Source organism: Mycobacterium shunyiense, from assembly GCF_058270075.1.
Window position 1 is genome coordinate 22,145 of sequence record NZ_JBZDPU010000001.1, and the last position, 24,458, is coordinate 46,602.

The following is a 24,458-nucleotide window of genomic DNA, read 5'->3' on the forward strand; positions in this document are numbered from 1 at the left end:
AAACGCCTTGTGTCGAGCTGAGGTGATCAGGACTCGGCAGCGGCGGCGTCGGCGGTGGCCGGGGCGCCGTCGGCAGCCGGATCCGCCTTCTCCGCAGTCTCTTCGTCCACGAGCACCAGCGAGATCTTGCCGCGGTTGTCGATGTCGGCGATCTCCACGCGGAGCTTGTCGCCCACCTTCACCACATCTTCGACCTTGTTGATCCGCTTGCCGCGGCCCAGCTTGGAGATGTGGACCAGGCCGTCACGACCCGGCAGCAGCGACACGAACGCACCGAAATCGGTTGTCTTGACCACGGTCCCGAGGAACCGCTCACCGATCTTGGGCAGCTGCGGGTTGGCGATGGCGTTGATCTTGTCGATCGCGGCCTGCGCGGCTTCGCCGTTGGAGGCACCGACGAACACCGTGCCGTCATCCTCGATCGAGATCGACGCACCGGTCTCCTCGGTGATCGAGTTGATCATCTTGCCCTTGGGCCCGATGACCTCGCCGATCTTGTCGACCGGAACCTTGATCGTGGTGATCCGCGGTGCGTACGGGCTCATCTCATCGGGGGCGTCGATGGCCTCGGCCATCACGTCCAGGATGGTCAGGCGCGCGTCCTTGGCCTGGCTCAGTGCGCCCGCCAGCACCTTCGACGGGATGCCGTCGAGCTTGGTGTCGAGCTGCAGCGCGGTGACGAAGTCCTTGGTGCCTGCGCACTTGAAGTCCATGTCGCCGAAGGCATCCTCGGCGCCGAGGATGTCGGTCAGCGTCACGTAGCGGGTCTCGCCGTTGACCTCGTCGGAGACCAGACCCATGGCGATGCCGGCCACCGGCGCCTTGAGCGGTACACCGGCGTTCAGCAGCGACAGGGTCGAGGCACACACCGAGCCCATCGAGGTGGAACCGTTGGAGCCCAATGCCTCCGACACCTGGCGGATCGCGTACGGGAACTCCTCGACGCTGGGCAGTACGGGCACCAGCGCACGCTCGGCCAGCGCGCCGTGGCCGATCTCGCGACGCTTGGGCGAACCGACGCGGCCGGTCTCACCGGTCGAGAACGGCGGGAAGTTGTAGTGGTGCATGTAGCGCTTGGACGTCTCGGGCCCCAGCGAGTCGATCTGCTGGGCCATCTTGACCATGTCCAGCGTGGTGACACCCATGATCTGGGTCTCGCCGCGCTCGAACAGCGCGCTGCCGTGCGCCCGCGGGATGATGGCCACCTCGGCCGAGAGCGCCCGGATGTCGGTGACGCCACGGCCGTCGATGCGGAAGTGGTCGGTCAGGATGCGCTGGCGCACAAGCTTTTTGGTCAGCGACCGGTACGCCGCGCCGATCTCCTTCTCACGGCCGGCGTAGGTGTCACCCAGACGCTCGAGCACCTCGACCTTGATCTCGTTGGTGCGGTCGTCGCGCTCGTGCTTGCCCGCGATGGTCAGTGCCTCCGACAGCGCGTCGGTGGCCACCGCGGCCACGGCGTCGTAGACATCTGCCTCGTAATCCGGGAACAGCGGGTACTCGGCGATCTCTTTGGCAGCCTTCTCCGCCAGCGCAGCCTGCGCATCGCACAGGGTCGCGATGAACGGTTTGGCCGCCTCAAGGCCCTCGGCGACGACGGCCTCGGTGGGAGCCTGGGCGCCGCCGGCGACCAACTCGATCACGTTCTCGGTGGCTTCGGCCTCGACCATCATGATCGCGACGTCGTCGCCCACCTTGCGGCCCGCCACGACCATGTCGAAGACAGCCTTCTCCAGCTGCTCGACGGTCGGGAAGGCAACCCACTGGCCGTCTATCAAGGCGACGCGCACGCCGCCGACCGGGCCGGAGAACGGCAGGCCGGAGATCTGCGTCGACGCCGACGCGGCGTTGATGGCCAGCACGTCGTACAGATCCTTCGGATCCAGGCTCAGCACCGTCACCACGACCTGGATCTCGTTACGCAGACCGCTGACGAACGACGGGCGCAGCGGCCGGTCGATCAGGCGACAGGTCAGGATCGCGTCGGTCGACGGACGGCCCTCACGCCGGAAGAACGAGCCGGGGATCCGGCCCGCGGCGTACATCCGCTCCTCGACGTCGATGGTCAGCGGGAAGAAGTCGAAGTGGTCCTTCGGCGTCTTGCTGGCAGTGGTGGCGCTCAGCAGCATGGTCTCGTCGTCGAGGTAGGCGACGACGGAACCGGCGGCCTGCTGCGCGAGCCGCCCGGTCTCGAAACGGATGGTGCGGGTGCCGAAGCTCCCGTTGTCGAGGGTTGCGGTGGATTCGAACACACCGTCTTCAAGTTCAACTACAGACATAGAGTCCGTTGGCCTCTTTCGAATTCATTCAACTGTTTTCGCGGCGTCACGGTGGCGATGCGCCACGGGCCCTGGATACGGCTACGGCCGTCGATCGAAGCGGCCGGATAACCCCCAGAGATGATCCCTGTGTCGGGGTTCCGGCAGCCACTACCGAAGACCGCCCGTCCAGGCGGGCCCGATATGACTCGCAGGAACAGCGCCCGCAGTTCGCGGGTGCCGCACCCTGTGTTCAGCGCAGATTCCAGCCACTGAACGCCCTCATGTTACACGGGAGCAACGTCCCAACAGCCATCCGTGCCAGCTAGGACACGTCCTCCACGCATACGGTGAACTGGCGTTCCGAGTAGGCGTAGCCCACTCCGCTAGCGCACTGATCGACGTTCGACACCCCGCGCAGAACCTCGGTGGCCCGTTGCCGGTGGGGCGCAGACGAATCCGCGCAGTCCACCCGATACGGGTCTTTGTCGTTCTCCGGATCGATGCTCATACAGCCGCCGGCGATCCAGTCGATGTCCAGACAGAGCGTCTGGGTCTCTTCACTGAAGGCGCTGCGCACCGAGTAATAGGTGTCGACGTCGACTGGGCACTGGTCGCTGTCGGTGACTGTGGAGATGACCTTGTAGTTCGACGCTTCGCTGCCGCACTCCGCCCGACTGGAGTCCGGGCGCTCGTACGTGCCGCTCATCTTCAGGCAGTCCCCTGCCTTCATGTCCGCGGCCGCCGCGGACGAGCATGCGGTCAGACCGCCGAGGAAAAGTAGCGCGGCTGCCCCCAGAGGGGCAGCCGCGGAAAGTGGTGGCACTGACGCCGCGTCAGCGACGCAGCCCGAGGCGCTCGATCAGCGAGCGGTAGCGCGCCACGTCAACCTGGGCGACGTACTTCAGCAGCCGGCGACGACGGCCGACCAGCAGCAGCAGACCGCGACGCGAGTGGTGGTCGTGCTTGTGCTGCTTGAGGTGCTCGGTCAGATCCGAGATCCGCTTGGTCAGCAGGGCGACCTGGGCCTCCGGCGAACCGGTGTCGGTCTCGTGCAGACCGTAGCTGGTCAGGATTTCTTTTTTCTGCTCGGCAGTAAGCGCCACGAAAGTAACTCCATCATTTCAGTCCCGCGAACATATTCTCGGCACAGCCACCGCGGACTGCAGCATGCACCGGATCGGAGCAGAGTTTAGCACCGCGGCGAGCCGCGAATTAAATCCCGCCTCAGTGTGAACTCAGAAGCGTGCGCGCCTTGTCGGCGTCCCGCTTCATCTCCGCGACCAGTTCTTCCACCCGGTCGAACTTTTCCATGCCCCGGATCCGGGACACGAAATCGACCGCGACGTGCTGACCGTACAGATCGGCCTCGGTATCGAGCACGAATGCCTCGACCGTGCGGGTCCGCCCGGAGAAGGTCGGGTTGGTACCCACCGACACCGCGGCCTGATACCGCTCACCGGGCGTCACCGTTCCCATCACCGGGCCGTGCCCCAGCACGGTGAACCAGGCGGCGTACACCCCGTCCGCCGGAATCGCCGAGAACATCGGTGGCGCCACGTTGGCCGTCGGGAACCCCAGTACCCGGCCGCGCCCGTCGCCGCGCACCACCACGCCTTCGACGCGGTGCGGACGGCCCAGCGCTTCGGCGGCCGCCACGACGTCACCGGCGTCGACGCAGGAACGGATGTATGTCGAGGAGAAGGTGACCCGCTCGTCGCGATGCTCGGCATCGAGCGATTCGGTCACCAACGACATGCTCTCGACCGCGAAGCCGAACCGCTCCCCTGCCTTGCGCAGCATCTCGACGTTCCCGGCGGCCTTCTTGCCGAAGGTGAAGTTCTCCCCGACCACCACTTCGAGCACGTGCAGGTCTTCGACCAACAACTCGTGGATGTAGCGCTCGGGCGTGAGCTTCATGAAATCCGAGGTGAACGGCATGACCAGGAACACGTCCACACCGAGTTCCTCGACCAGCTCGGCACGCCGGGTCAGCGTGGTCAGCTGTGCCGGATGACTGCCCGGAAACACCACCTCCATCGGATGGGGATCGAAGGTCATGAGAACCACCGGTACTCCGCGTGATCGGCCGGCTTTCACCGCATGGCTGATCAACTCTGCGTGTCCGCGGTGAACCCCGTCGAACACCCCGATGGTGACTACACACCTGCCCCAGTCCGTGGGGATCTCGTCCTGCCCACGCCAGCGCTGCACGCGATCAGCCTACGACCCGAACGCGACGCGGTCTGCTCTAGATCCCCCGATCAGGTGATGATTGCCTAAACTTTCCTACTGTGAGTCCAGACGGTAACCACCAAGACCTCTCCACGGTTGCCCAGGACTATCTGAAAGTCATCTGGACAGCCCAGGAGTGGTCTCGCGAAAAGGTCAGCACAAAACTGCTGGCCGAGCGGATCGGCGTGTCGGCATCCACGGCGTCCGAATCCATTCGCAAACTCGCCGACCAGGGCCTGGTCCACCACGAGAAGTACGGCGCGGTGACGCTGACCGATGCCGGCCGGCGCGCGGCGTTGGCGATGGTCCGCCGGCACCGGCTGATGGAGACGTTCCTGGTCCAGGAGCTGGGCTACGGCTGGGACGAGGTGCACGACGAGGCCGAGATCCTCGAGCACGCCGTGAGTGACCGGATGCTGGACCGGATCGACGCCAAGCTGGGCCACCCGACGCGCGATCCGCACGGAGATCCGATCCCGGCCGCCGATGGCCAGGTGCCCACCCCGCCGGCCCGCCAGCTCTCGGCGTGCCAGGACGGCGACGCCGGTACGGTGGCCCGCATCTCCGATGCCGATCCGGAGATGTTGCGGTATTTCGACAGCGTCGGGATCAGCCTCGATTCACGGGTCCGGGTGGTGGCGCGGCGCGATTTCGCCGGCGTCATCTCGGTGGCCATCGAGAACCCGGGAAATCCAGGTAGCGCCACCGCCACGGGAGACGACACCAGCGTCCAGGTCGAGCTGGGCAATCCGGCTGCCGAGGCAATCTGGGTCGTCGCGAGCTGATCTGCCGCTCCACGACACCGCGACCCTGACAGGTGTCTGGATCAGCGCGATTTTTACCCGTGTGCAACAGCCGATTCGACACCAAGATGTCCTGTTCGTGACTGTCTCTCTGCACTGGTTCCTACCCACCTACGGCGACAGCCGGCTCATCGTCGGCGGCGGCCACGGCACGCCCGCCGGTTCTGCCGGTGGTGACCGCGAGGCCTCGATCGACTACCTGGCGTCGATCGTCCGCTCGGCCGAGCGGTTCGGTTTCACCGGCGCGCTGATCCCGACGGGTGCCTGGTGCGAGGACGCCTTCATCACCGCGGCGCTGCTGGCCCGTGAGACGACGTCGCTGGCGTTCCTGGTCGCGTTCCGCCCAGGTCTGGTGAGCCCGACGTTGTCGGCTCAGATGGCTGCGACGTTCGCCCGGCACGCACCCGGCCGGATTCTGCTCAACGTCGTCGTCGGCGGCGAGGCGCACGAGCAGCGGGCCTTCGGCGACCACCTGGACAAGGACGCCCGGTATGCGCGTTGCGACGAGTTCCTCGACGTGGTGCGCCGGTTGTGGGCCGGCGAGACCGTGACCCACAAGGGTGAGTACATCGACGTCGAGGAGGCCTCGCTGGCCCTGCCCCCGACCCCGGTACCGCCGCTGTACTTCGGCGGCAGCTCGCAGGCGGCCGGACCGGTGGCGGCCCGGCACTCCGACGTCTACCTGACCTGGGGCGAGCCCCCGGCCGCGGTGCGGGAGAAGATCGAGTGGATCCGGGCGCTCGGTGAGGAGCAGGGACGCAAGCTGCGTTTCGGTATCCGCCTGCACACCATTTCGCGTGACACCTCCGAGGAGGCGTGGGCCCAGGCCGATCGGCTGGTCGCCGCCCTGGACGAGGAGACCGTCGCCGCCGCACAGGCCGGACTCGCGCGCAGCCAGTCCGAGGGCCAGAAACGCATGCGTGCCCTGCACGAGGGCAACCGCGCCAACGGCACCTGGAGCGACGCCCGCAGCCTGGAAATCGCCCCCAACCTGTGGTCGGGCGTCGGGCTGGTGCGCGGCGGGGCAGGCACCGCGCTGGTCGGGTCCCACACCGAGGTCGCCGACCGGATCGCCGAGTACGCCGAGATCGGTATCGACGAGTTCATCTTTTCCGGCTATCCGCATCTGGAGGAGCTGTTCTGGTTCGGCGAGGGCGTGGTGCCGATCCTGCGCGAGCGCGGGCTGTTCGGCGGAGGCGCACAAGCCGGTGCGCCCGCCTCGATCCCGTTCGTCGGTACACCGCGATGACCGATCTGGCCGGCGCTACCCGCATCTCCTCGGCCCGGGCCGCGCTAGCCGCCGCGGCGCAGCTGTCGAGTTCGTTCGCCGAGGAGGCCGGCGCCCGTGACGCGCACCGGGCCCTGCCGCACGAGCAGGTGCGGGCCCTCAAGGAATCGGGGCTGCTGGCCGTGACGGTGCCGGCCGAGTACGGCGGGCTCGACGTGCCCGTGTCGGTGCTCGCCGAGGTGCTGCGACTGATCGCGCACGGCGACCCGTCGATCGGCCAGATTCCGCATTCGCATTTCACGTTCCTGGAGGCTTTGCGTCTGCAGGGCACGCCGGAGCAGCAGGCGTACTTCTACGGCCTGGTGCTGGATGGGGCGCTGTTCGCCAATGCCCAGTCCGAACGGGGTCCTCATCCCGTCGACGTGGACACCACGACGCTCACCCCCTCGGGCCCGGGCTATGTACTCGACGGCCGCAAGTACTACTCGACGGGGGCGTTGTTCGCCGACTGGCTGATCGTGCGGGCGTCGCGCTCGGATGGCTCGGGGCTGGTGCCGACGGCCGCCACCCCCAAGGCAATCGCGTTCGTCCCACGCGATGCCCACGGGGTCGAAGTTGTCGACGACTGGGATGGCATGGGCCAGCGGACCACGGCCTCGGGCACCGTCACGCTCGATGCCGTCGAGGTGCCGGCGGAGCACGTCGTCGAGTTCAGCCCGATCTTCACGCGGCCCACGGTCTACGGGGCGCGGGCTCAGCTGCTGCACGCAGCTCTCGATGTGGGCATCGCGACGGCCGCGCTGGAGGAAGGGGTGCGTCAGGCGGCCAACGCCCGTCCGCATTTCGAGGCGTCGGTGTCCAGCGTCGTCGAAGACCCGACCCTCGTACAGGCCGCCGGTGAGCTGACGGTGACGGTGCGAGGCGCGCAAGCGTTACTCGCCGAGGCGGCCCTCCGGGTCGACGCGGCCCGGGCCGATCTCACCGAGGACAGCGCGGCGGCGGCCTCGATCGCGGTGGCGATCGCCAAGGTGGCCGCCGCCCGCGCCGCGGTGGAAGCGGGCAGCGCATTGTTCGAATTCGGCGGGACCCGCAGCGCGTCGGCGTCGGGCAACTTGTCGCGCTACTGGCGTGACGCGCGCACGCACACCTTGCACGACGCGACCCGCTGGAAGATCCGTCACATCGGCAACTACACGCTCTCCGGCACGAAACCGCCTCGCCACGGCCAGCTTTGAGGCCCTCAGATGTCGAGACGCCGGTGGTAGGCCGCCCGTGCTTCCGCGTCGACATGGGTGAATGCGGTGTCGAAATGGGCAGTGCGGGAGAGTCGGTGCCGCACGCTGTCGGGTAGGCCGGAGGCGACTTTGATCATCGCGCCCAGGGCCCGAGGTACCGCAACCGTGTTCTTGCGGCTTCCTACTGCGGAGACGATCGCAGCCGCGACATCCTCGGGTTCGACCTCAGCGATCGGCCGAATCCATTTCGGAGTGCTGTGCCCGGCAGACAGTTCGGTGTGCACCACGCCGGGCAGCACCGCGGTGACTCCGATTCCCGTAGCGGCCAGTTCGAGGTGCAGCGCCTCGGAGAACCCCACGACCGCGTGCTTGGTGGCGCAGTAGGTGGCCAATCCCGGAAAGGCGCTCACACCGGCCAGCGACGCCACGTTGACGATGTGACCACGGCGCCCGGCCATCCGGTTCGCAGCGAGCTTCGATCCGTAGAGGACACCACTCAGGTTGATCGCGACCATCCGGTCGGTCATGTCGTCGTCCTCCTGCGTGAACTCGCCGGTCGGCATGATGCCTGCGTTGTTCACCAGCGCGCCCAGTGGGCCGAGCCGTTCCTGGGTCGCGTCGAGAAACGACGAGAACGATGCCCGGTCGGTGACATCGAGCGGCAGCCCGCACACCACACCCCCGGTCGCCTCGACGAGTTCGCCCGCCGTCTTCTCGACCAACTCGGCGTCGATGTCGCCCAGTGCGACCCGCGCACCGGCGCGCAGAAACGCCGCCCCGGTCGCCCTGCCGATCCCCCGCGCACCGCCGGTGATCGCCACCACCTGTCCACTTCCGAATGGGGTCGTATTCATCGGAACTCCTTCCGCAACGCTCCTTTGAGGACTTTTCCGGTCTCGTTGCGCGGCAACGAGTCGACGAAGATCACGTCCCGGGGAACCTTGTGCCGGGCCAGCCCGGCACGGACATACGTCCTGACACCATCGGCATCCAGATCAGAATCCGGATTGCGAACCACGAAAGCTCGCAATCGTTTTCCGAAGTCATCGTCGTCCACGCCGAGGACACATGATTCGACCACCGCCGGGTGGTCGGCGAGCAGGTTCTCGACCTCGAGTGGGAAGACGTTCTCTCCCCCGGAGACGATCATGTCGTCGTCACGACCGTCGACGAACCACAACCCGTCGGCGGTGAAATGCCCGGTGTCCCCCGAGGACAACAGACCGTCGACGATCTCCTTGTGTCCACCGTCGGTGTACCCCGAGAAGCTCAGCCCGCTGGACACGAAAAGCGTTCCGCTACACCCGGGTTCGGTGATCCTGCGGCGTTGCTCGTCGTAGGCGGCCACGGCGCATCCGACCGGTGGACGTCCCACGGTGCCCGGGGCCGCCCGCAGTTCGCTGGGGGTGGCGACGGCTGCGACAGCGACTTCGGTCGACCCGTACAGGTTGTAGAGCACGTCGCCGAACACGTCTGCCGTGCGCCGGCAGAGGTCTGGCGAAAGCGCAGAACCGGCAGCGAACACCACCTCCAGCGAGGAGGTGTCATAGCGCCCGAGCACATCGGGACCCAGGTCGAGGATTCGCTGCAACATCGTCGGCACGACGATGAGCGCGCCCGCCCGGTGGTTCTCGATCGACGCAAGTGTGTCCTCGGGCTCGAATCGGCGGGACAACACGACGCGGTTGCCCAGTGCAAGTCCCAGCGAGCAGGTCGCCAGCCCAGTGGCATGGAACATCGGTGCCGCCACACAGTAGGCCCCGCCGGCCGGCCACGGGATCCGGTCGAGCAACTGGGCGGATTGCAACGGGCTGACCTTGTTTCGCGGTGCGCCCTTGGGCGTTCCGGTGGTACCGCTGGTCAACAAGACCATCCCACCGAGCCTGCCCGGCGCGGGCAACGGATCGGTCCACTCGTCCTGCGCGACGGTATCCAACGTGCTACGCGTCGTTGCGTCATCAGCCCATCCGACGATCTTCTCGATACCTGGCGGCAGCGCGTCGAGTAGTGCTGTGAACTCCTCATCGGCGACAACCGCCGAAACACTCTCCCGCGTACAGACGTCGGCCAGCTGCGGTGCTGCGAATCCGGTGTTGAGCAGTACCACTCTGGCGCCGATCTTGCCCGCCGCCGCCAGTGCGAGCATCAGTCCCCGGTGATTGCGTTCGAGGACGCCGACTACCGATCCCGCTTCGACTCCCTTGCGGGACAGTCCGCGGGCCAACGCATTCGACGTTCGTTCCAGATCGCGGAAGCTCAGGGTTCCGGCTTCGTCGACAAGTGCAGTCGTGTCGCCGTATCGCGCAGCGGCGTGGGTGATCAGGCCGCCGAACGACCCGTACTTGCGTAAGGCATGGGACGCACGGAGCGCTGCAAGGGGATCGCTCAGGTCGACCAGACCGCGACGCTGCAGAACTACAGCGGCCGCCACGACATCGCGCAGCTGATGCAGTACGCCCATCACGCGGCTACACCGATCTCTGTGATGATCCTAACCACGGCATCAGGATCGTCGAGTTGTGGACAATGACCCGATCGGGACAGCACGACGAGCTCACTTCCTGGAATCTGTTGGTGCAGTGTCTGACTGGCATTGACAGGAATGATCCGGTCACGCGCGCCGTGCACGACCACGGTGGGGCAGCCGACCCGGATACCGTGGTGACCACCCAGCGCCTCATGCGCATATTGGAAGGCATCCCGCCCCAACGCCGCGACATCGGACGCCCCCGACACCAAACCGGACCAATAGGCCACGACCTGAGGATCGGCGGTGATCCCTGGGCCGTACAGCACCCGCGGCACAGCGGTAACGGTGAGCCAGCGCAGCGTACGCGCCGGAACCGGGACGCGTGCCACGCATGACCAGAACCCTGCGGGGATGGAGCGCTTTCGGGCTAGTTTGGCGATCCAGTGGCGGGCATTGAGCGGATCGTTCAGCGCGACGACCGCCGTGACCAGGTCCGGATTTCGGGCCGCCGCACCGAGCGCCGTCGCCGCACCGAGCGAGTTTCCCACCAGGACGACGGGTCCGGTCTCGGCCAGAAGTGCGTCGGCGAAGGCATCGAACTGCGGCCGCAAGGGGCCGGCGCGGCGCGGATCCGCCTGGCCGAAGCCGGGCAGATCGACCGCGAGCGCCCTGTGTCCGAGCGCCTCCAAGCGCGTGAGCACCGCACGCCACGTGTCAGCACTGTCGGCGTAGCCGTGCAGCAGAACCACCGGGGTCCCGCTGCCCGGCACCGACAGCACTCTGGTGCCCACCCCGCCGAAGTGAGCGCGGTTTGCGGCGATCATCCCGCGAGCAGCCCCTTCGCGATGTGAGTCACCTGCACCTCGTTGCTGCCCGCGTAGATCATCAGCGACTTGGCGTCACGCGCAAGTTGCTCGACGCGGTATTCGGCCATGTAGCCGTTGCCGCCGAACAACTGAACGGCGTCCATGGCCACCTCCGTCGCGGCCTCCGACGAGTAGAGCTTGATCGCCGAGGCCTCCGAAAGCGTCGGAAGCGAGCCAGACTTCAGCCGTTCCAGCGTCTGGAACACCATGTTCTGCACATTGATCCGCGCGATCTCCATCTTGGCCAGCTTCAGCTGGATCAACTGGAACTCGGCGATCTTCTTACCCCACAACGTGCGGGTCTTCGCATAGTCCAGGCAGAGCCGGTGACACTCGTTGATGATGCCCAACGACATCAACGCCACCCCGACACGCTCCGCGGCGAAATTCGCTCGCGCACTGTCGCGTCCGTCGCCTCCGGAGTGAGATTCGGTCTCCCCCAACAAGCGATCGGGGCTGATCCGCACGTTGTCGAAGAACAACTCACCCGTGGGCGAGGACATCATGCCCATCTTCTTGAACGGCTTGCCCTGGGTCAGGCCGGGCATGCCGGAGTCCAGCACGAAGGTGAGCACCGGGCGGTCCCGCCGGTCAGTCCCGGCGTTGCCCTCGTCCAGCTTGGCGTAGACGATCAGCACATCGGCACAGGGGCCGTTGGTGATGAAGGTCTTCTGTCCGTTCAGGATGTAATCGGCACCGTCACGCTTGACGTAGGTCTTCATACCGCCGAACGCATCCGATCCCGCATCGGGTTCGGTGATCGCCCAGGCCGCAACCTTTTCCAGCGTCATCAGTTCCGGCAGCCACCGCTCCTTCTGAGCCAAGGTGCCACGGCTCATGATGGTCGCCGCTCCCAGCCCCAGACTGACCCCCACGGTGCTGAGCAGCCCGATACTGACCCCGGCCAGCTCTGCGACCATGACCGCAGCCATCGAGGCCTGTTCGCCGAGACCACTCATGCCGCCGGAGGACTGCCGGCGCTCGCCGACTCCGCGTTCGCGCTCCTTGTCGAGCATGGCCTTGACTGCCTCGGCCGTCATCACGTCGAGCCCGAACTCACTGAACAGCTTGCGGGCGAACGGGTACGGCGACAGCTCACCACTCTCCAGCCCGTCGAGATGCGGCCGGATCTCCTTGTCGATGAACTCGCGGACCGTGTCACGCATGATCACATCGGTGTCGGACCACTCGATCATGACGGCAGCCGTCCGGCGATGTCGTCGATCTGCCACAGACCGTCCGTCTCGATGGTCTCGACGTCGTGCCAGCCGGCCAACTGCGAGATCGCCCCGCCCTGAACGGCGTACACCCGACCAGTGACCGGACACTTCTCCGTCGCGAGGTAGGCGACGAGCGGTGAGATGTTGGCCGGGCTGAACAGGTCGGCCTCTCCCTCGTCCTCGGGTTCCGCCATCAGCGCGCCCATCCCGGGGGTCGCCAGGGTGAGTCGGGTCCGAGCGATCGGCGCGATCGCATTCACCCGGACGCCGTAGCGTTCCAACTCGTCGGCGGCTACCAGAGTCAGCGCGGCGATCGCCGCCTTGGCCGATCCGTAGTTCGCCTGTCCGGCGTTCGGGATCGTGGTCCCCGAGCCCGATGCGGTGTTGATCACCGCTGCGTTGGGCTGGTCGCCGGCCTTCGACTGGGCTTTCCAGTACTCGGCCGCGTGGCGCAGTACCGAGAAGTGCCCCTTGAGGTGAACGGCGATCACCGCGTCCCAGTCCGCCTCGGCCATCGTCGGGATGAATCCGTCTCGCAGTATTCCGGCGTTGTTGACGACGACGTCGAGCCGACCGAACTCGTCGATCGCCTGCTGTACCAAGGACTTCGCCCCATCCCAGGTGGCAACGTTCGCGGTATTGGCCACGGCCTTGCCGCCGGCAGCCTGGATCTCCGCGACCACGTCATGCGCCGGCCCGGCGTCTGTGCCCTCGCCGGCGTTGCTGCCGCCCAGATCGTTGACGACGACGCTGGCCCCTTCCGACGCGAACAGCAGGGCGTGTTCCCGCCCGATTCCGCGACCCGCGCCGGTGATGACCGCGACGCGTCCTTCCAATGCACCCATCTTGCTATGCCTCCTCGGCTATTTCGGCCAGGCCGTCGGTGATGACGAAATCGGAGCCCCTGGCGGTTTCGAATGCGTATGTCGTGACACCGTCGGACGACCCCTTCCACCAGATGCGGGTCTCTAGGTCGTCGCCGGGGAGCACCATCTTGGAGAACCGCACCGCAAATCGCTTGAGTCGGTTCACATCCGATCCCGCCACTTCGGTGAGCACGGCCCACGACGTGAACGCCATGGTGCAAAGGCCGTGCGCGATGATGCCGGGCAGACCGGCATCCCTCGCCACCTCCTCGTCGAGGTGAATGGGCATCGGGTCGCCCGAAGCCGGGCTGTACCGGAATGTCTGGTCATCATCGACGTGTTGGACGACGGTCGCTACCGGGGCGCCGGCACGCAACGTTTCGTCGAACCGGTGACTCGGGCTTAACTCCCCCATCGTCTTGCCGGCGTCGAAGCCCCGCACGAACGTGGTGACGTATTGTTCGTTGACGAGTTCGCCATCCTCCGTGCGGCATTCGAGGTAGATCGCTGCACGGGTTCCGTTCTCCAGGCCCTCGTAGCCGATCATCTTCCCGCGTGACACCAGCTTGTCGCCGGGCCGGATCGGCCGGTGGAAATGGAAGTCCTGTTCGCCGTGGACCACCCTTGGGATGAGTTCGACCGGCAACACGTCGACCGCGGGAACCAAAAGCGCCTCGAACACCGGAACGATCGCGAACACCGGAGGAGCGATGTCACCGGAGCGGTGCGCCGGGATCGGATCGTTGGTGGCCGCGGCATATTCGGCGAGACGTTCACTGGTGACCTCGAACCGCTCCTCGTCGGTCCAGGTGTTCAGCCCGCTGTCGTCGAATACCAGTTCTTCCTCGATCGCGGTCATGCCGCCGCCGATGCCAACGCGTCGAGCGCATCGAGGCTCTTGTCGAGTTGCTTGACACCGTCCTTCTCCACGGCCTTTGCCAGCGCACCCTTGACGAGCGCGCCTTCGAAGTCACCGCTGACGGTGAAGCGGGACCCGGTGCCGGTCGGGTCGATGGTGAACGCGAACTTCGCCTTCACGCCGGCCATACCGGCGCCGGAAAGCACGAGGCTGTTGGGTGCGTCGACGGATTCGATGGTCCAGTCGATCTTGTTCGCCATGCCCAGCATGACGATCTTGGCGCTGAGCTTCGCCCCGGCGGTCAACGTGGCCGGCGGCTCCTCGAGCCATTTGTCGTGGACGGTGAACCACTTGTCCCAGGTCTGCGGATCGGACACGGTCGCCCACAGTGCGTCCGGTCCAGCCGTCAGGTCACGGGTTGCTTCGATGTGTCCCATTGTTCGTTTCTCCTGTTTGTTGGGCGAGCAGACGTGTACGCACCCGACATGCCGTAGAACCGGGTGCTTTCACGTCTGCTCGCGGAGGAAATCTCTAGCGCTCGGCGCGCTGGTAAGCGGTCACGACGGCGGCGCCGCCGAGGCCGATGTTGTGTTGCAATGCGGCGGTGACGCCGTCGACCTGACGTTTGTCGGCGGTGCCGCGCAGTTGCCAGGTGAGTTCGGCGCATTGCGCCAGGCCGGTGGCACCGAGAGGATGGCCCTTCGAGATCAGCCCGCCGGACGGATTGACTACCCACCTCCCGCCATAGGTGGTGTCGCCGTTGTCGATCAGCTTCGGCGCCTCCCCCTCGCCACACAGACCCAACGCCTCGTACAGCAGCAGTTCGTTGGCGCTGAAGCAGTCGTGGAGTTCGATGACCTGAAAATCTTCGGGGCCAAGCCCTGACTCGTCGTAAACCTGCCGGGCGGCAGCGACATTCATGTGATGGCCGATCAATGCCTTACAGGTGCCGTCGAAGCTGTTCTCGAAATCGGTGGTCATTGCCTGACCGACGATCTCCACGGCCCGGGCGGACAGTCCGTGCTTGTCGACGAACTCCTCGCTGGCCAGGATCGCCGCTCCGGACCCATCAGAGGTCGGTGAGCACTGCAGCTTGGTCAGCGGGTCGTAGATCATCCGCGAACCGAGGATGTCGTCGAGGCTGTGCTCGTCCTGGAACTGGGCGTACGGGTTGTTCACGGAGTGCTTGTGGTTCTTGTGACCGATCTTGGCGAAATGCTCTGCGGTGGAACCGTATTGCTTCATATGTTCACGCCCGGCAGCGCCGAACATCCAGGGCGCCGGCGGAAACAACACTTCGGAGATCTCGGCCAGCGCCAGGAAATGCTTGGCCATCGGCTGTTCGCGATCGTCGTACGTCGACCCGAGGGAGCCAGGCTGCATCTTCTCGAAACCGAGCGCCAGCGCGCAGTCGGCCATGCCGCTCCGCACCGCCCGCGCCGCGAGATACAACGCGGTGGATCCAGTCGAACAGTTGTTGTTCACGTTGACGATCGGAAGACCTGTCATCCCGAGTTCGTAGACGGCCCGCTGCCCTGAGGTCGATTCCCCATAGACGTAGCCGACGTAGGCCTCCTGAATCTCGCGGTAGTCAATCCCCGCGTCCGCCAATGCTTTCGAGCCAGATTCGCGAGCCATATCCGGGTAATCCCACGCCGACCCGTCGTCGTTGGTCCGGTGGCCGGGCTTCTCGAACTTCGTCATCCCGACACCGATCACATACACCTTGTTGGGCATCAAACCCTCACTTTCTGTGCGATGTCAGAAACATACCAACTGGTTTGTATCTTAACAAGAGGGTCTGCTGGACCGTCCGAGGTTCACCAGAAGATGGCAGGTGGAGAGACCGAAGGCTCGTTACGAAGTGGAGTCTGCGGTCAGTTGTCGACGCTCAGGGTTTCGCCACCCAGAGCTTCGGTGAGCATGCCGCGCAACTGGACGCACACCCGGTCCCAGCGCTTCTTGGCGCGCTCCGGGTTGCGGTCGGCGAAACTGGACAACAGAATCCCCCGCAGTGCGTCCATGGCGGTATACGCCAGGTCTCGCAGTTCTTTTTGCGCAGCCCGGTCTGGCACCAGTTGCGCCAATGCTGCGATCAGCGCACCGTTGACGATCGGCTCGACGCGCTCGATCTGCGCCGCCAGCACCGCGTCGGTGCGAGCTGCCACCCAGAGTTCCAGCGTGGCAACGAAAATCGGACCTTGATGCGATTCCCAGAGGTAGTCCAGCATCGTCGACACCGCATCCGGACTGCCGGCCGCTCGCCCGAGATCACGAACCGCGGCCTGGACTCGCTGCTCGGCCAAGTGCTCGATCGCCGCCACCACCAGGTCTTCCTTGGACCGGAAGTGGTGCACCTGGGCGCCGCGCGTGACGCCCGCGACCTCTGCGACCCGCTGCGTGGTGGTGCCCGCGTACCCGTAGGTGACCAGGCACTCAACCGTGGCATCCAGCAGGCGCGTCCGCATCGCAGCGCTGCGCTCAGCCTGCGTGCGCCGCTTGGCCTGCCCGTTGACCACTGCTGACATCGCCCGAATCCTAGCCGACCAGGGTAATGGTCAGCATGGACCTAACATACCGACTTGATTGCATGTAGCGTCGCAACAGTCACCTACAGCGTCGCCGGCCGGAGCACCACGACGTTCTTGGTGCGCGACGTGCCGTCCTGCAGCAGTGCGATGACCCGCCCGTCGGGCGCGGTGGCAGCGTAGACCCCGTCGATCCCGGCGGGGGTCAGCGCCCGGCCGTGCCGCGTGTCCTCGGTTTCCGCGTCGGTCAGGTCGCGGCGCGGAAAACCGACCAGGCAGGCCTCGTCGAGCGAGTAGCTCAGCCGCGCCTCCTCTGCGAGCTCGTCCAGGGTGCGGGCCTCGTCGAGGCCGTACCGACCGACCTTGGTGCGCCGCAGGGCCGTCAGATGCCCACCAACACCCAGCGCCACACCGACATCGCGAGCCAGGGCGCGGATATAGGTGCCCGAGGAACAGTCCACCTCGACATCAACGTCGACGAAGTCGTCCACCCGCCGGACGGCGAGTACCTCGAACCGGCCGATGCGTACGGGCCGGGCGGCCAACTCGACAGTCTGCCCCTCACGCGCCAGCTTGTAGGCCCGCTGACCGCCGACCTTGATGGCGCTCACCGCCGAGGGCACCTGCTCGATGTCGCCGCGCAGCGTCGCGACGGCGGCTTCGATCTGCTCGTCGGTCACGCTCGCAGCTGAGACCGACTGCAGCACTTCACCTTCGGCATCTTCGGTCGTGGTGGTCTGTCCCAGCCGGATCGTTGCCGAATACGACTTGTCGGTAGCGGTGAGCAGGCCGAGGATCTTGGTGGCGCGTTCGATCCCCACCACCAGCACACCGGTCGCCATCGGGTCGAGCGTGCCGGCGTGACCGACCTTGCGGGTGCCGAACAGTCGCCGGCACCGACCCACCACGTCATGACTGGTCATTCCGGCCGGCTTGTCGACGATCACCAAACCGGGGTCCGGAACCGGTCGGCTCACAGCACGATCGCCGTCAACGTGACGCCGTCGCGCACCGACCAGCGGCCGTCGAGTGCGGTCAGCGGCGGCCCGTGTTCGGCGGCCGGGTCGATGAGGATCTGGGAGCGGAATGTTCCGGCGGTGCCCGACCCGTCCACCCCGAACGTGATGTGGGCATCTTCGAACCCGAGCCAGCGATGGGTCAACGGGTACCACGCCTTGTAGGTAGCCTCCTTGGCACAGAACAGGATTCGGTCCCAGTGCAAACCGTCGGGCAGCCCACCCAGCTCGGAGCGCTCCAACGGCAGGGAGATGGCGCCCAGCACCCCGTCGGGTAGCACGTCGTGCGGTTCGGCGTCGATGCCGACGGAGCGGACACCGCCGACCCGGCCGACCACCGCCCCGCGAAAGCCCTGACAGTGCGTCAGGCTACCGACGATGCCGTCGGGCCAGCACGGCTCGCCCTTGTCCCCCTTCAAGATCGGGACCGGACCCACGCCCAGCTCGCCCAACGCCTGGCGGGCGCAGTAGCGCACCGTGGTGAACTCGTTACGCCGCTTGGCCACCGCACGGGCCACCAGTTCCGCCTCCTCCGGAAGCGCCGTCAAACCCGGCGGGTCGTCGTACATCTCGGCCGCCGCGAGCTTGTCCGGCATATCAGGCAGCACCTGCCCCAACAACGTGTCGCTCATGCGCGCCTCGCCTTGATGCGCTCCTGCATCTGCTGTGCGTGGGCACGCATCTCGGCCGTGATCTGGAAGTGTCCGCCGAACTCGTTGAGATACCCGGGCGTGTAGTTGGGGTCGGGCAGGATCTGGCGCAGCCAACGGAAGGGCTTGCGGCGACGCCACTCCCGCGGATAGCCGACCGAAACCTCTTCGAAGCGCACGTCGTCGTACCACGTGGTGCGTGGAATGTGCAGATGGCCGTATACCGAGCAGATCGCGTTGTAGCGGGTGTGCCAGTCCCTGGTGGCCGTCGTACCGCACCACAACGAGAACTCCGGATAGAACATCGCATCGCAGGGTTCTCGGACCATCGGAAAGTGGTTGACCTGAACCGTCGGGGTCATCCAGTCCAGGTCTTCGAGTCGCTTGCGGGTGGCCGCCACCCGTTCACGACACCAGGCGTCGCGGGTCGCGTAGGGCTCACTGGACAACAGGAACTCATCGGTGCCGACGACGTTCCGGTCCCGGGCGATGGCCAACCCCTCGGCCTTGTTCGAGGCTCCCTCGGGCAGGAAGGTGTAATCGTAGAGCAGGAACATCGGCACGATCGTGGCCGGGCCGCCCTGTTCGGTCCACACCGGGAACGGGTGCTCGGGAGTGATGACACCCATCTGGTCGCACATGTCGACCAGATAGTCATAGCGGGACCGGCCGAAGATCTGCATCGGGTCCTTGTTCGTGGTCCACAGTTCGTGGTTGCCCGGAACCCAGATGACTTTCGCGAACCGCTTGCGCAGCAGGTCCAGAGCCCATCTGATCTCATCGGTGCGCTCCCCGACATCACCCGCGACGATCAGCCAGTCGTCCGGCGAGGCCGGATACAGCGACTCGGTCACCGGCTTGTTCCCGTTGTGACCGGTATGCAGGTCGCTGATCGCCCACAGAACCGGCTGCCGGTCCCTTGATTCGTGATCAATCATCACAGTTGCACCACCACAACGGACCAGCCTAACCGGGCGGCGCGACAGCAGGCCGTTGACAACTAGAACAGGTTCTCGTTTATGGTCGAGTCCGTCGCGACAGACCGCTACACTCCCCGCAAGCCGGGGAACGGTTTTGCCACCAAACTACGAGGGGGTGTGATGGCCGCCAAGTTGCGCCTACTTTCGGCTTCGACAGGGCTGGTTGCGGCGTTGGTTGCGGCGGTGCTCGTGGCGTGGCAGCCGAACCAGACCCAAGGCGCAGACTCGGGCCCGCTCCGACTCGACGTCACCGACCTCCCGATGACCAACGTGTCCACCACGATCAAGTGGCCGGTCGTCGAGACCACGGACCCCTCACCGTTCGATCCGTGCAATGACATCCCGTTCGACGCGGTCCAGCGGATCGGCCTGGCCTACACCCCGCCCGAGCCTGAGGACAGCCTGCGCTGCCACTACGACGCCGGCAATTACCAGATGGCCGTCGAGGCGTTCGTGTGGCGCACCTACGAGCAGACCATTCCGGCCGACGCGGTCGAGTTGGACGTGAACGGTCACCGCGCGGCGCAGTACTGGATCATGAAGCCGACCGACTGGAACGATCGGTGGTGGGTCACCTGCATGATCGCGTTCAAGACCAGTTACGGCCTCATCCAGCAGTCGCTGTTCTACTCGCCGGTCCACTCCCCGGATCGGCCGGACTGCCTGCAGGTCAACCTGCAGCGGGCCCACGAACTCGCGCCGTACTACAAGTTCTGAGCGCCGCCGAGTCCGAGCACCGCGGCGGCCGATCCGTAACCTGGTTGCGTGAGCAAGTTCCGCCGGTACGCCGGTAAGGCGGTCAGCAAAGTTCTGAGTCTGCCGCCGCACACGACCGACTTCACAGTGCAGCACGGGCTGCGGGTGCCGATGCGCGACGGGGTCGAGCTGATCGCCGATCACTACGCACCCGTCACCGACAGTCCCGCGGGCACTCTCCTGGTGCGCGGGCCCTACGGCCGACGCTTCCCGTTCTCACCCCTTTTCGCCGAGGTGTATGCGGCTCGCGGCTACCACGTGGTGCTGCAGAGTGTGCGCGGCACGTTCGGCTCAGGCGGGCAATTCACACCGATGGTCCACGAAATGGCCGACGGCGCCGACACCGTGGCTTGGCTGCGCGACCAGCCGTGGTTCACCGGCTCGTTCGCCACTGTGGGCCTGTCCTACCTCGGCTTCACCCAGTGGGCGCTACTGGCCGATCCGCCGCCGGAGATGAAGGCCGCCGTCATCACCGTCGGCCCGCACGACTTCAGCGCATCCTCCTGGGGCACCGGATCGTTCTCCCTCAACGACTTCCTCGGCTGGAGTGCGATGGTCGCCCGCCAGGAGGAGCCCGGCGTGGTGCAGGCCCTGTCGCGGCAGCTGCGCGGGCCCGCCGAGCTTGCCAAGGCGACCGCCGGCCTACCCATGGGTGCAGCCGGCCGTCAGCTGCTGGGCACGGGCGCACCGTGGTACGAATCCTGGCTGGAGCATCCCGAACGCGACGATCCGTTCTGGGACCTGTTGCGGTTCGACGACGCATTGCAGCAGGCCGAGGTACCCATCCTGCTGCTCAGTGGATGGCAGGACCTGTTCCTGGACCAAACCTTGGAGCAGTACGAGCAGCTGCACCGGCGCGGTGTCCCGGTGGCATTGACGGTCGGTCCGTGGACTCACACGCAGCTGATGACCAAGGGGCTCACCACCGTGGTCGGCGAATCGCTGGACTGGCTGGGCGCCCACCTGGCCGGCCACGGCGAGACCACCCGCAGCACCGTCCGGATCCATGTCAACGGGCGCGGCTGGGTGGAGCTGGCCGACTGGCCGCCGGCCATGCCGGAGCACGAGTTGTTCCTGCAGCCGACGGGTCGACTGACCGACAGCGCTCCGCCGGACACCGCCCCGCCGTCGGACGACAGCTCTTCGCGCGAGCGCTCATCGACGTTCACCTATGACCCCTCCGACCCCACGCCGACCGTCGGCGGCCGGCTGCTCGCCGCGGCCGGCGGCTACCGCGACGACACTCGACTGGCCCGGCGCGACGATGTGCTGACGTTCACCGGCGATCCGCTTCCTGCCGATCTGTATGTGGCCGGAAACCCGGTCGTCGAGCTGGCACACAGCTGCGACAACCCACATCACGACATCTTCGTGCGGATCAGTGAGGTGGACGCAAAAGGCCGGTCCCGCAACGTGTCCGATGGTTTCCTCCGGTTGAATGATCACACCGGACCGGTTCGGCTCGAGCTCGACGCCGTCGCGCACCGCTTCCCCGCGGGGTCACGGATCCGACTGCTGATCGCCGGCGGCTCACATCCACGCTTCGCCCGTAACCTGGGCACCGCCGAGCCGCCGATCTCCGGTTCCCAGCTGGTGCCGGCCACCCATACCGTGCATCACGGTCAGGGCGGGGTGTCGCGGGTGGTGTTGCCTGCCGGCCCGGTGCCGCCCTCAGCCGACTGAGGTTCGCACCCGCTCAGCGACATCACGCAACATCGCGTCGTCGTGCACCGGCGGGCCCCAGTCCGCCTGCAGCGCAAGGTCGACCCAGCTCTTGCATCCGGCGAACTCGGGGGTGCGGGTCAGCTGAATCGGCGTGCGCAACGGGGCCACCTGGACGACCAGGACGGTCAGGCGGTGTTTGGGGCGGAAATCGAGGCGGTCGGCCCGCACCGATTCGGCGGTCCAGATGTGCAGGTCGGCCAGGTCGTCGATCGACTCGGGACGGTTGACCTCCACAGCGGCAACAACTTTCGCTCCAGCTCGAACCGTCACGGTGTCCTGGGTGCTGTCGGCGGACGCCTCAGCGAGCAGGTCATGGTGTTCGAGGCGCACCCGTTCGGCGTGGCTGTGCGCAATCGTCGGGAACAGCACGAATTCCGGTGCGGCGACCGAGAACCGCTTTTCGTGGATGCCACCCTTGCGCAGCAGCACGGTCTGTCGACCGTCGAGCAGCGCGTGCACGGCCGCGCTCCACTCCTTGAGCGCAGGAGTCGGCCTCACTGTGCGGCCAGGCGGGCTCGCACCTCTGGACGACGTAGAGGCGGGACGGTTTTCGGCGGCTGCCGACGCGGGGCGAGTCCGTCGAGCAACCGCGTGGTGGTGGCCGTGACCTCGGCGACGGCCGCCTCGAAGGCCTCGACGTTGGCCCCGGTCGGTCGGGTGATGCCGCTGACCTTGCGCACATACTGGCGCGCCGCGGCTTCGATCTCTTCGTCAGTGGCGGCGGGCTCCAGCCCACGCAGCTCCGTGATATTGCGGCACATGACCCCACGATAGGTTGATCGCATGAGTGATGACGTCCTGCTGATCGAGACCACCGACCGAGTCCGCACCCTGACGCTGAACCGGCCCCAGTCCCGCAACGCCCTGTCGTCGCGACTGCGCACCGAGTTCTACCAGGCGTTGCGCGACGCGCAGGCCGACGAGGGTGTCGACGTGGTGATCCTCACCGGTGCCGATCCGGTGTTCTGCGCAGGCCTGGACCTCAAGGAACTCGGCGACACCACCGAGCTGCCCGACATCTCCCCCAAGTGGCCGGCGATGACCAAGCCGGTGATCGGCGCGATCAACGGCGCCGCGGTCACCGGTGGGCTGGAGCTGGCGCTGTACTGCGACATCCTGATCGCCTCCGAGCAGGCCCGATTCGCCGACACCCACGCGCGGGTCGGGCTGTTGCCGACCTGGGGCCTGAGCGTGCGCCTGCCGCAGAAAGTCGGGGTGGGCATGGCCCGGCGGATGAGCCTGACCGGTGACTATCTCTCGGCCACCGACGCATTGCGGGCCGGGCTGGTCACCGAGGTGGTCCCCCACGACGAGCTGCTGCCAACGGCTCGCAAGGTGGCCGCCTCGATCGTCGCCAACAATCAAGCCGCGGTCCGGGCGCTACTGGCCTCTTACCACCGCATCGACGAGTCCCAGACCAATCAAGGGCTGTGGATCGAAGCGGCCTCCGCCCGCGCCTGGATGGCAACGGCGTCCGGCGACGACATCGCGGCCAGCCGCAGCTCCGTGATCGAGCGGGGACGCGCGCAGGTGCGCTGACGCGCTTTGTCACGCTGGAGTGGCGGTCGAGCTCGAGTGCCACTCCAGCGTGACAAAGCGGGCGTTCTCCAGGGATTCTCGGGTGAGGGTCAGTCCACGAGCCACCCGGCCTGGTCGCTGGCGAGTTCCTCGACGCTCATCCCATCGACGAGCCGGTCCAGCGCGCCGATCATGGTGTCGCATTCGCGCGCCGGGTGGTCTTTCGGGCAACGCAACGCATGAATCAGAAACTGTTGCGCCCCTTGCGCTTGCGCTATCACCCGATCCAGCGCGGCGATCTGCTCGCGCACCGTCTCGCGCCACTGTTCACTCGGCGCGTCGAGCACCGCGGCCGCGGTGTCGAGGGGAAGACCCAACCGGTTCACAATCTTGAGCAACGCGAGCCGGCGCAGCTCCTCGGGCCCGTACATCCGCTTGCCGGCCTGCCGCTGTCGAGGGGACACCAAGCCGCGTTCGTCGTAGTACCGCAACGCCGACGGGCTCATCTGCAACCTCGCCGCGGCCTCTCCGATCGGGATCAGGTCCATGCCGCCATTTGACTTCAACCCACCTTGAACCGGCAAGGTCTACCTATGAACGCCGCGCGTGCGATCAATCACCATGCCGACCACCCCGGGTTCGCGGGGGTCACCGGGGTGTTGTGCGGGCTGGCCTTCCTCCTGGTGGGCCGGGCGAAGGCCCGGTTGGTCGCTGATGTCGCGCAACTCTCGTCGGCAGACCATGTCGTGGATGTGGGCTGCGGACCGGGCACCGCCGCCCGAGTGGCCGCCCGCCGCGGGGCGCAAGTGACCGGCGTCGACCCCTCGTCCACCATGGTGCGCATCGCGCGGCTGGTCACGCCGAAACGCGCGCCCATCACCTGGCGCGAGGGCACCGCAGAAGCACTGCCCGTGCCGGGCAGTTCTGCCACGGTGGTGTGGGCACTGGCCACCGTGCACCACTGGCAGGACGTCGACAAGGCAGTTGCCGAGGCCCACCGCGTGCTGGTTCCGGGTGGAAGGTTGATCGCGATCGAGCGTCAATCACCCGATGACGCCACCGGATTGGCCAGCCACGGCTGGACACGACAGCAGGCCGAGGCGTTTGCGACGCTGTGCCGTGGCATCGGATTCGATGAGGTGTCAGTGGCCGAGCACGGCGCGGGAAAGGGAGCAGTCTGGGTGGTCAGCGGTAAGCGGCAGTAGCCCCATGCACGAGCGTGCGCAAAATGCCTGTGCTGAGCGG

Annotated in this window: 26 protein-coding genes; 7 read left to right on the forward strand and 19 right to left on the reverse strand. The window is 66.5% G+C overall.

From position 1 onward, the window contains the following. Positions 1-26: 26 nt before the first annotated feature. From AC4ELH_RS00135 to AC4ELH_RS00150, 4 genes are all read right to left on the reverse strand, one after another. Positions 27-2,279 (reverse strand): polyribonucleotide nucleotidyltransferase, encoded by a 2,253-nt coding sequence (locus AC4ELH_RS00135; RefSeq protein WP_448449092.1) that lies wholly within the window; start codon positions 2,277-2,279, stop codon positions 27-29. Positions 2,280-2,583: 304 nt separating this feature from the next. Continuing rightward, complete coding sequence (gene lppU, locus AC4ELH_RS00140; RefSeq protein ID WP_448457122.1) at positions 2,584-3,084, reverse strand: LppU family putative lipoprotein; 501 nt, start codon at positions 3,082-3,084, stop codon at positions 2,584-2,586. 10 nt (positions 3,085-3,094) lie between these two features. Continuing rightward, positions 3,095-3,364, reverse strand: a complete 270-nt coding sequence (rpsO, locus tag AC4ELH_RS00145; protein ID WP_055113116.1) for a 30S ribosomal protein S15 — start codon at positions 3,362-3,364, stop codon at positions 3,095-3,097. A 121-nt stretch (positions 3,365-3,485) separates the two neighbouring features. After that, the gene (locus AC4ELH_RS00150; RefSeq protein WP_064884309.1) at positions 3,486-4,472 is read right to left on the reverse strand and encodes a bifunctional riboflavin kinase/FAD synthetase; all 987 of its coding nucleotides are present in this window, start codon (positions 4,470-4,472) and stop codon (positions 3,486-3,488) included. A gap of 80 nt (positions 4,473-4,552) precedes the next feature. Here AC4ELH_RS00150 and mntR point away from each other — a divergent pair, with 80 nt between their 5' ends. The 3 genes from mntR to AC4ELH_RS00165 all read left to right on the forward strand — a co-directional run bounded on the left by mntR (position 4,553) and on the right by AC4ELH_RS00165 (position 7,759). After that, positions 4,553-5,278, forward strand: a complete 726-nt coding sequence (mntR, locus tag AC4ELH_RS00155; protein ID WP_064884307.1) for a manganese-binding transcriptional regulator MntR — start codon at positions 4,553-4,555, stop codon at positions 5,276-5,278. Between the two features lie 97 nt (positions 5,279-5,375). After that, entirely contained in the window at positions 5,376-6,545 is a 1,170-nt protein-coding gene (locus AC4ELH_RS00160) for an LLM class flavin-dependent oxidoreductase (RefSeq protein WP_064884305.1), read from the forward strand. Continuing rightward, positions 6,542-7,759 carry an SfnB family sulfur acquisition oxidoreductase gene (locus AC4ELH_RS00165; protein ID WP_498882946.1) on the forward strand — a complete coding sequence of 406 codons (1,218 nt, stop codon included), beginning with the start codon at positions 6,542-6,544 and terminating at the stop codon, positions 7,757-7,759. The genes AC4ELH_RS00160 and AC4ELH_RS00165 overlap by 4 nt, the downstream gene beginning before the upstream one ends. Before the next feature lie 5 nt (positions 7,760-7,764). Here the strand turns inward: AC4ELH_RS00165 and AC4ELH_RS00170 are convergent, their stop codons facing one another. The 12 genes from AC4ELH_RS00170 to pptH all read right to left on the reverse strand — a co-directional run bounded on the left by AC4ELH_RS00170 (position 7,765) and on the right by pptH (position 19,172). Then, positions 7,765-8,613: an SDR family oxidoreductase gene (locus AC4ELH_RS00170; RefSeq protein WP_064959962.1), complete on the reverse strand. Its 849-nt coding sequence runs from the start codon at positions 8,611-8,613 to the stop codon at positions 7,765-7,767. After that, complete coding sequence (locus AC4ELH_RS00175; RefSeq protein WP_448448955.1) at positions 8,610-10,220, reverse strand: acyl-CoA synthetase; 1,611 nt, start codon at positions 10,218-10,220, stop codon at positions 8,610-8,612. The genes AC4ELH_RS00170 and AC4ELH_RS00175 overlap by 4 nt, the downstream gene beginning before the upstream one ends. Further along, the gene (locus tag AC4ELH_RS00180; protein ID WP_448448956.1) at positions 10,220-11,053 is read right to left on the reverse strand and encodes an alpha/beta fold hydrolase; all 834 of its coding nucleotides are present in this window, start codon (positions 11,051-11,053) and stop codon (positions 10,220-10,222) included. Before AC4ELH_RS00180 ends, AC4ELH_RS00175 begins: the two co-directional genes overlap by 1 nt. Further along, positions 11,050-12,291 carry an acyl-CoA dehydrogenase family protein gene (locus tag AC4ELH_RS00185; RefSeq protein ID WP_448448957.1) on the reverse strand — a complete coding sequence of 414 codons (1,242 nt, stop codon included), beginning with the start codon at positions 12,289-12,291 and terminating at the stop codon, positions 11,050-11,052. The genes AC4ELH_RS00180 and AC4ELH_RS00185 overlap by 4 nt, the downstream gene beginning before the upstream one ends. After that, positions 12,288-13,160 carry an SDR family oxidoreductase gene (locus AC4ELH_RS00190; RefSeq protein ID WP_064959958.1) on the reverse strand — a complete coding sequence of 291 codons (873 nt, stop codon included), beginning with the start codon at positions 13,158-13,160 and terminating at the stop codon, positions 12,288-12,290. The genes AC4ELH_RS00185 and AC4ELH_RS00190 overlap by 4 nt, the downstream gene beginning before the upstream one ends. A gap of 4 nt (positions 13,161-13,164) precedes the next feature. Then, complete coding sequence (locus AC4ELH_RS00195) at positions 13,165-14,040, reverse strand: MaoC/PaaZ C-terminal domain-containing protein (RefSeq protein WP_448448958.1); 876 nt, start codon at positions 14,038-14,040, stop codon at positions 13,165-13,167. Then, the gene (locus tag AC4ELH_RS00200; protein ID WP_448448959.1) at positions 14,037-14,477 is read right to left on the reverse strand and encodes a type II toxin-antitoxin system Rv0910 family toxin; all 441 of its coding nucleotides are present in this window, start codon (positions 14,475-14,477) and stop codon (positions 14,037-14,039) included. The genes AC4ELH_RS00195 and AC4ELH_RS00200 overlap by 4 nt, the downstream gene beginning before the upstream one ends. A 94-nt stretch (positions 14,478-14,571) precedes the next feature. Beyond that, entirely contained in the window at positions 14,572-15,777 is a 1,206-nt protein-coding gene (locus AC4ELH_RS00205; protein ID WP_448448960.1) for a lipid-transfer protein, read from the reverse strand. A 140-nt stretch (positions 15,778-15,917) separates the two neighbouring features. Continuing rightward, a complete protein-coding gene (locus AC4ELH_RS00210) occupies positions 15,918-16,568 on the reverse strand; it encodes a TetR/AcrR family transcriptional regulator (RefSeq protein WP_064884286.1) in 651 nt (216 codons plus the stop codon). Positions 16,569-16,651: 83 nt separating this feature from the next. Further along, positions 16,652-17,545, reverse strand: coding sequence for a tRNA pseudouridine(55) synthase TruB (gene truB / locus AC4ELH_RS00215; RefSeq protein WP_082941740.1), 894 nt, complete (start codon positions 17,543-17,545; stop codon positions 16,652-16,654). Continuing rightward, a complete protein-coding gene (pptT, locus tag AC4ELH_RS00220; RefSeq protein ID WP_448448962.1) occupies positions 17,542-18,216 on the reverse strand; it encodes a 4'-phosphopantetheinyl transferase PptT in 675 nt (224 codons plus the stop codon). The genes truB and pptT overlap by 4 nt, the downstream gene beginning before the upstream one ends. Beyond that, positions 18,213-19,172 (reverse strand): ACP phosphodiesterase PptH, encoded by a 960-nt coding sequence (gene pptH / locus AC4ELH_RS00225; RefSeq protein ID WP_055113106.1) that lies wholly within the window; start codon positions 19,170-19,172, stop codon positions 18,213-18,215. The genes pptT and pptH overlap by 4 nt, the downstream gene beginning before the upstream one ends. Before the next feature lie 162 nt (positions 19,173-19,334). On the opposite strand from pptH, the gene AC4ELH_RS00230 reads away from it, so the two are divergent. Beyond that, positions 19,335-19,931, forward strand: coding sequence for a DUF3558 domain-containing protein (locus AC4ELH_RS00230; protein WP_064884485.1), 597 nt, complete (start codon positions 19,335-19,337; stop codon positions 19,929-19,931). Between the two features lie 48 nt (positions 19,932-19,979). Then, the gene (locus AC4ELH_RS00235) at positions 19,980-21,653 is read left to right on the forward strand and encodes a CocE/NonD family hydrolase (protein ID WP_448448963.1); all 1,674 of its coding nucleotides are present in this window, start codon (positions 19,980-19,982) and stop codon (positions 21,651-21,653) included. On the opposite strand, the gene AC4ELH_RS00240 is transcribed toward AC4ELH_RS00235, so the two are convergent. Continuing rightward, positions 21,642-22,193 carry a DUF1802 family protein gene (locus AC4ELH_RS00240; protein WP_448448964.1) on the reverse strand — a complete coding sequence of 184 codons (552 nt, stop codon included), beginning with the start codon at positions 22,191-22,193 and terminating at the stop codon, positions 21,642-21,644. The two genes, AC4ELH_RS00235 and AC4ELH_RS00240, sit on opposite strands and share 12 nt — an antisense overlap. Further along, positions 22,190-22,456, reverse strand: a complete 267-nt coding sequence (locus AC4ELH_RS00245) for a DUF2277 domain-containing protein (RefSeq protein WP_064884276.1) — start codon at positions 22,454-22,456, stop codon at positions 22,190-22,192. Before AC4ELH_RS00245 ends, AC4ELH_RS00240 begins: the two co-directional genes overlap by 4 nt. A gap of 22 nt (positions 22,457-22,478) precedes the next feature. Between AC4ELH_RS00245 and AC4ELH_RS00250 the strand changes: the two genes are divergently transcribed. Then, positions 22,479-23,234, forward strand: a complete 756-nt coding sequence (locus AC4ELH_RS00250) for an enoyl-CoA hydratase (protein WP_064884273.1) — start codon at positions 22,479-22,481, stop codon at positions 23,232-23,234. An 89-nt stretch (positions 23,235-23,323) separates the two neighbouring features. On the opposite strand, the gene AC4ELH_RS00255 is transcribed toward AC4ELH_RS00250, so the two are convergent. Then, entirely contained in the window at positions 23,324-23,761 is a 438-nt protein-coding gene (locus AC4ELH_RS00255; RefSeq protein WP_448448965.1) for a MerR family transcriptional regulator, read from the reverse strand. A 45-nt stretch (positions 23,762-23,806) separates the two neighbouring features. On the opposite strand from AC4ELH_RS00255, the gene AC4ELH_RS00260 reads away from it, so the two are divergent. Further along, positions 23,807-24,418, forward strand: coding sequence for a class I SAM-dependent methyltransferase (locus AC4ELH_RS00260; protein ID WP_448448966.1), 612 nt, complete (start codon positions 23,807-23,809; stop codon positions 24,416-24,418). Positions 24,419-24,458: the final 40 nt, after the last annotated feature.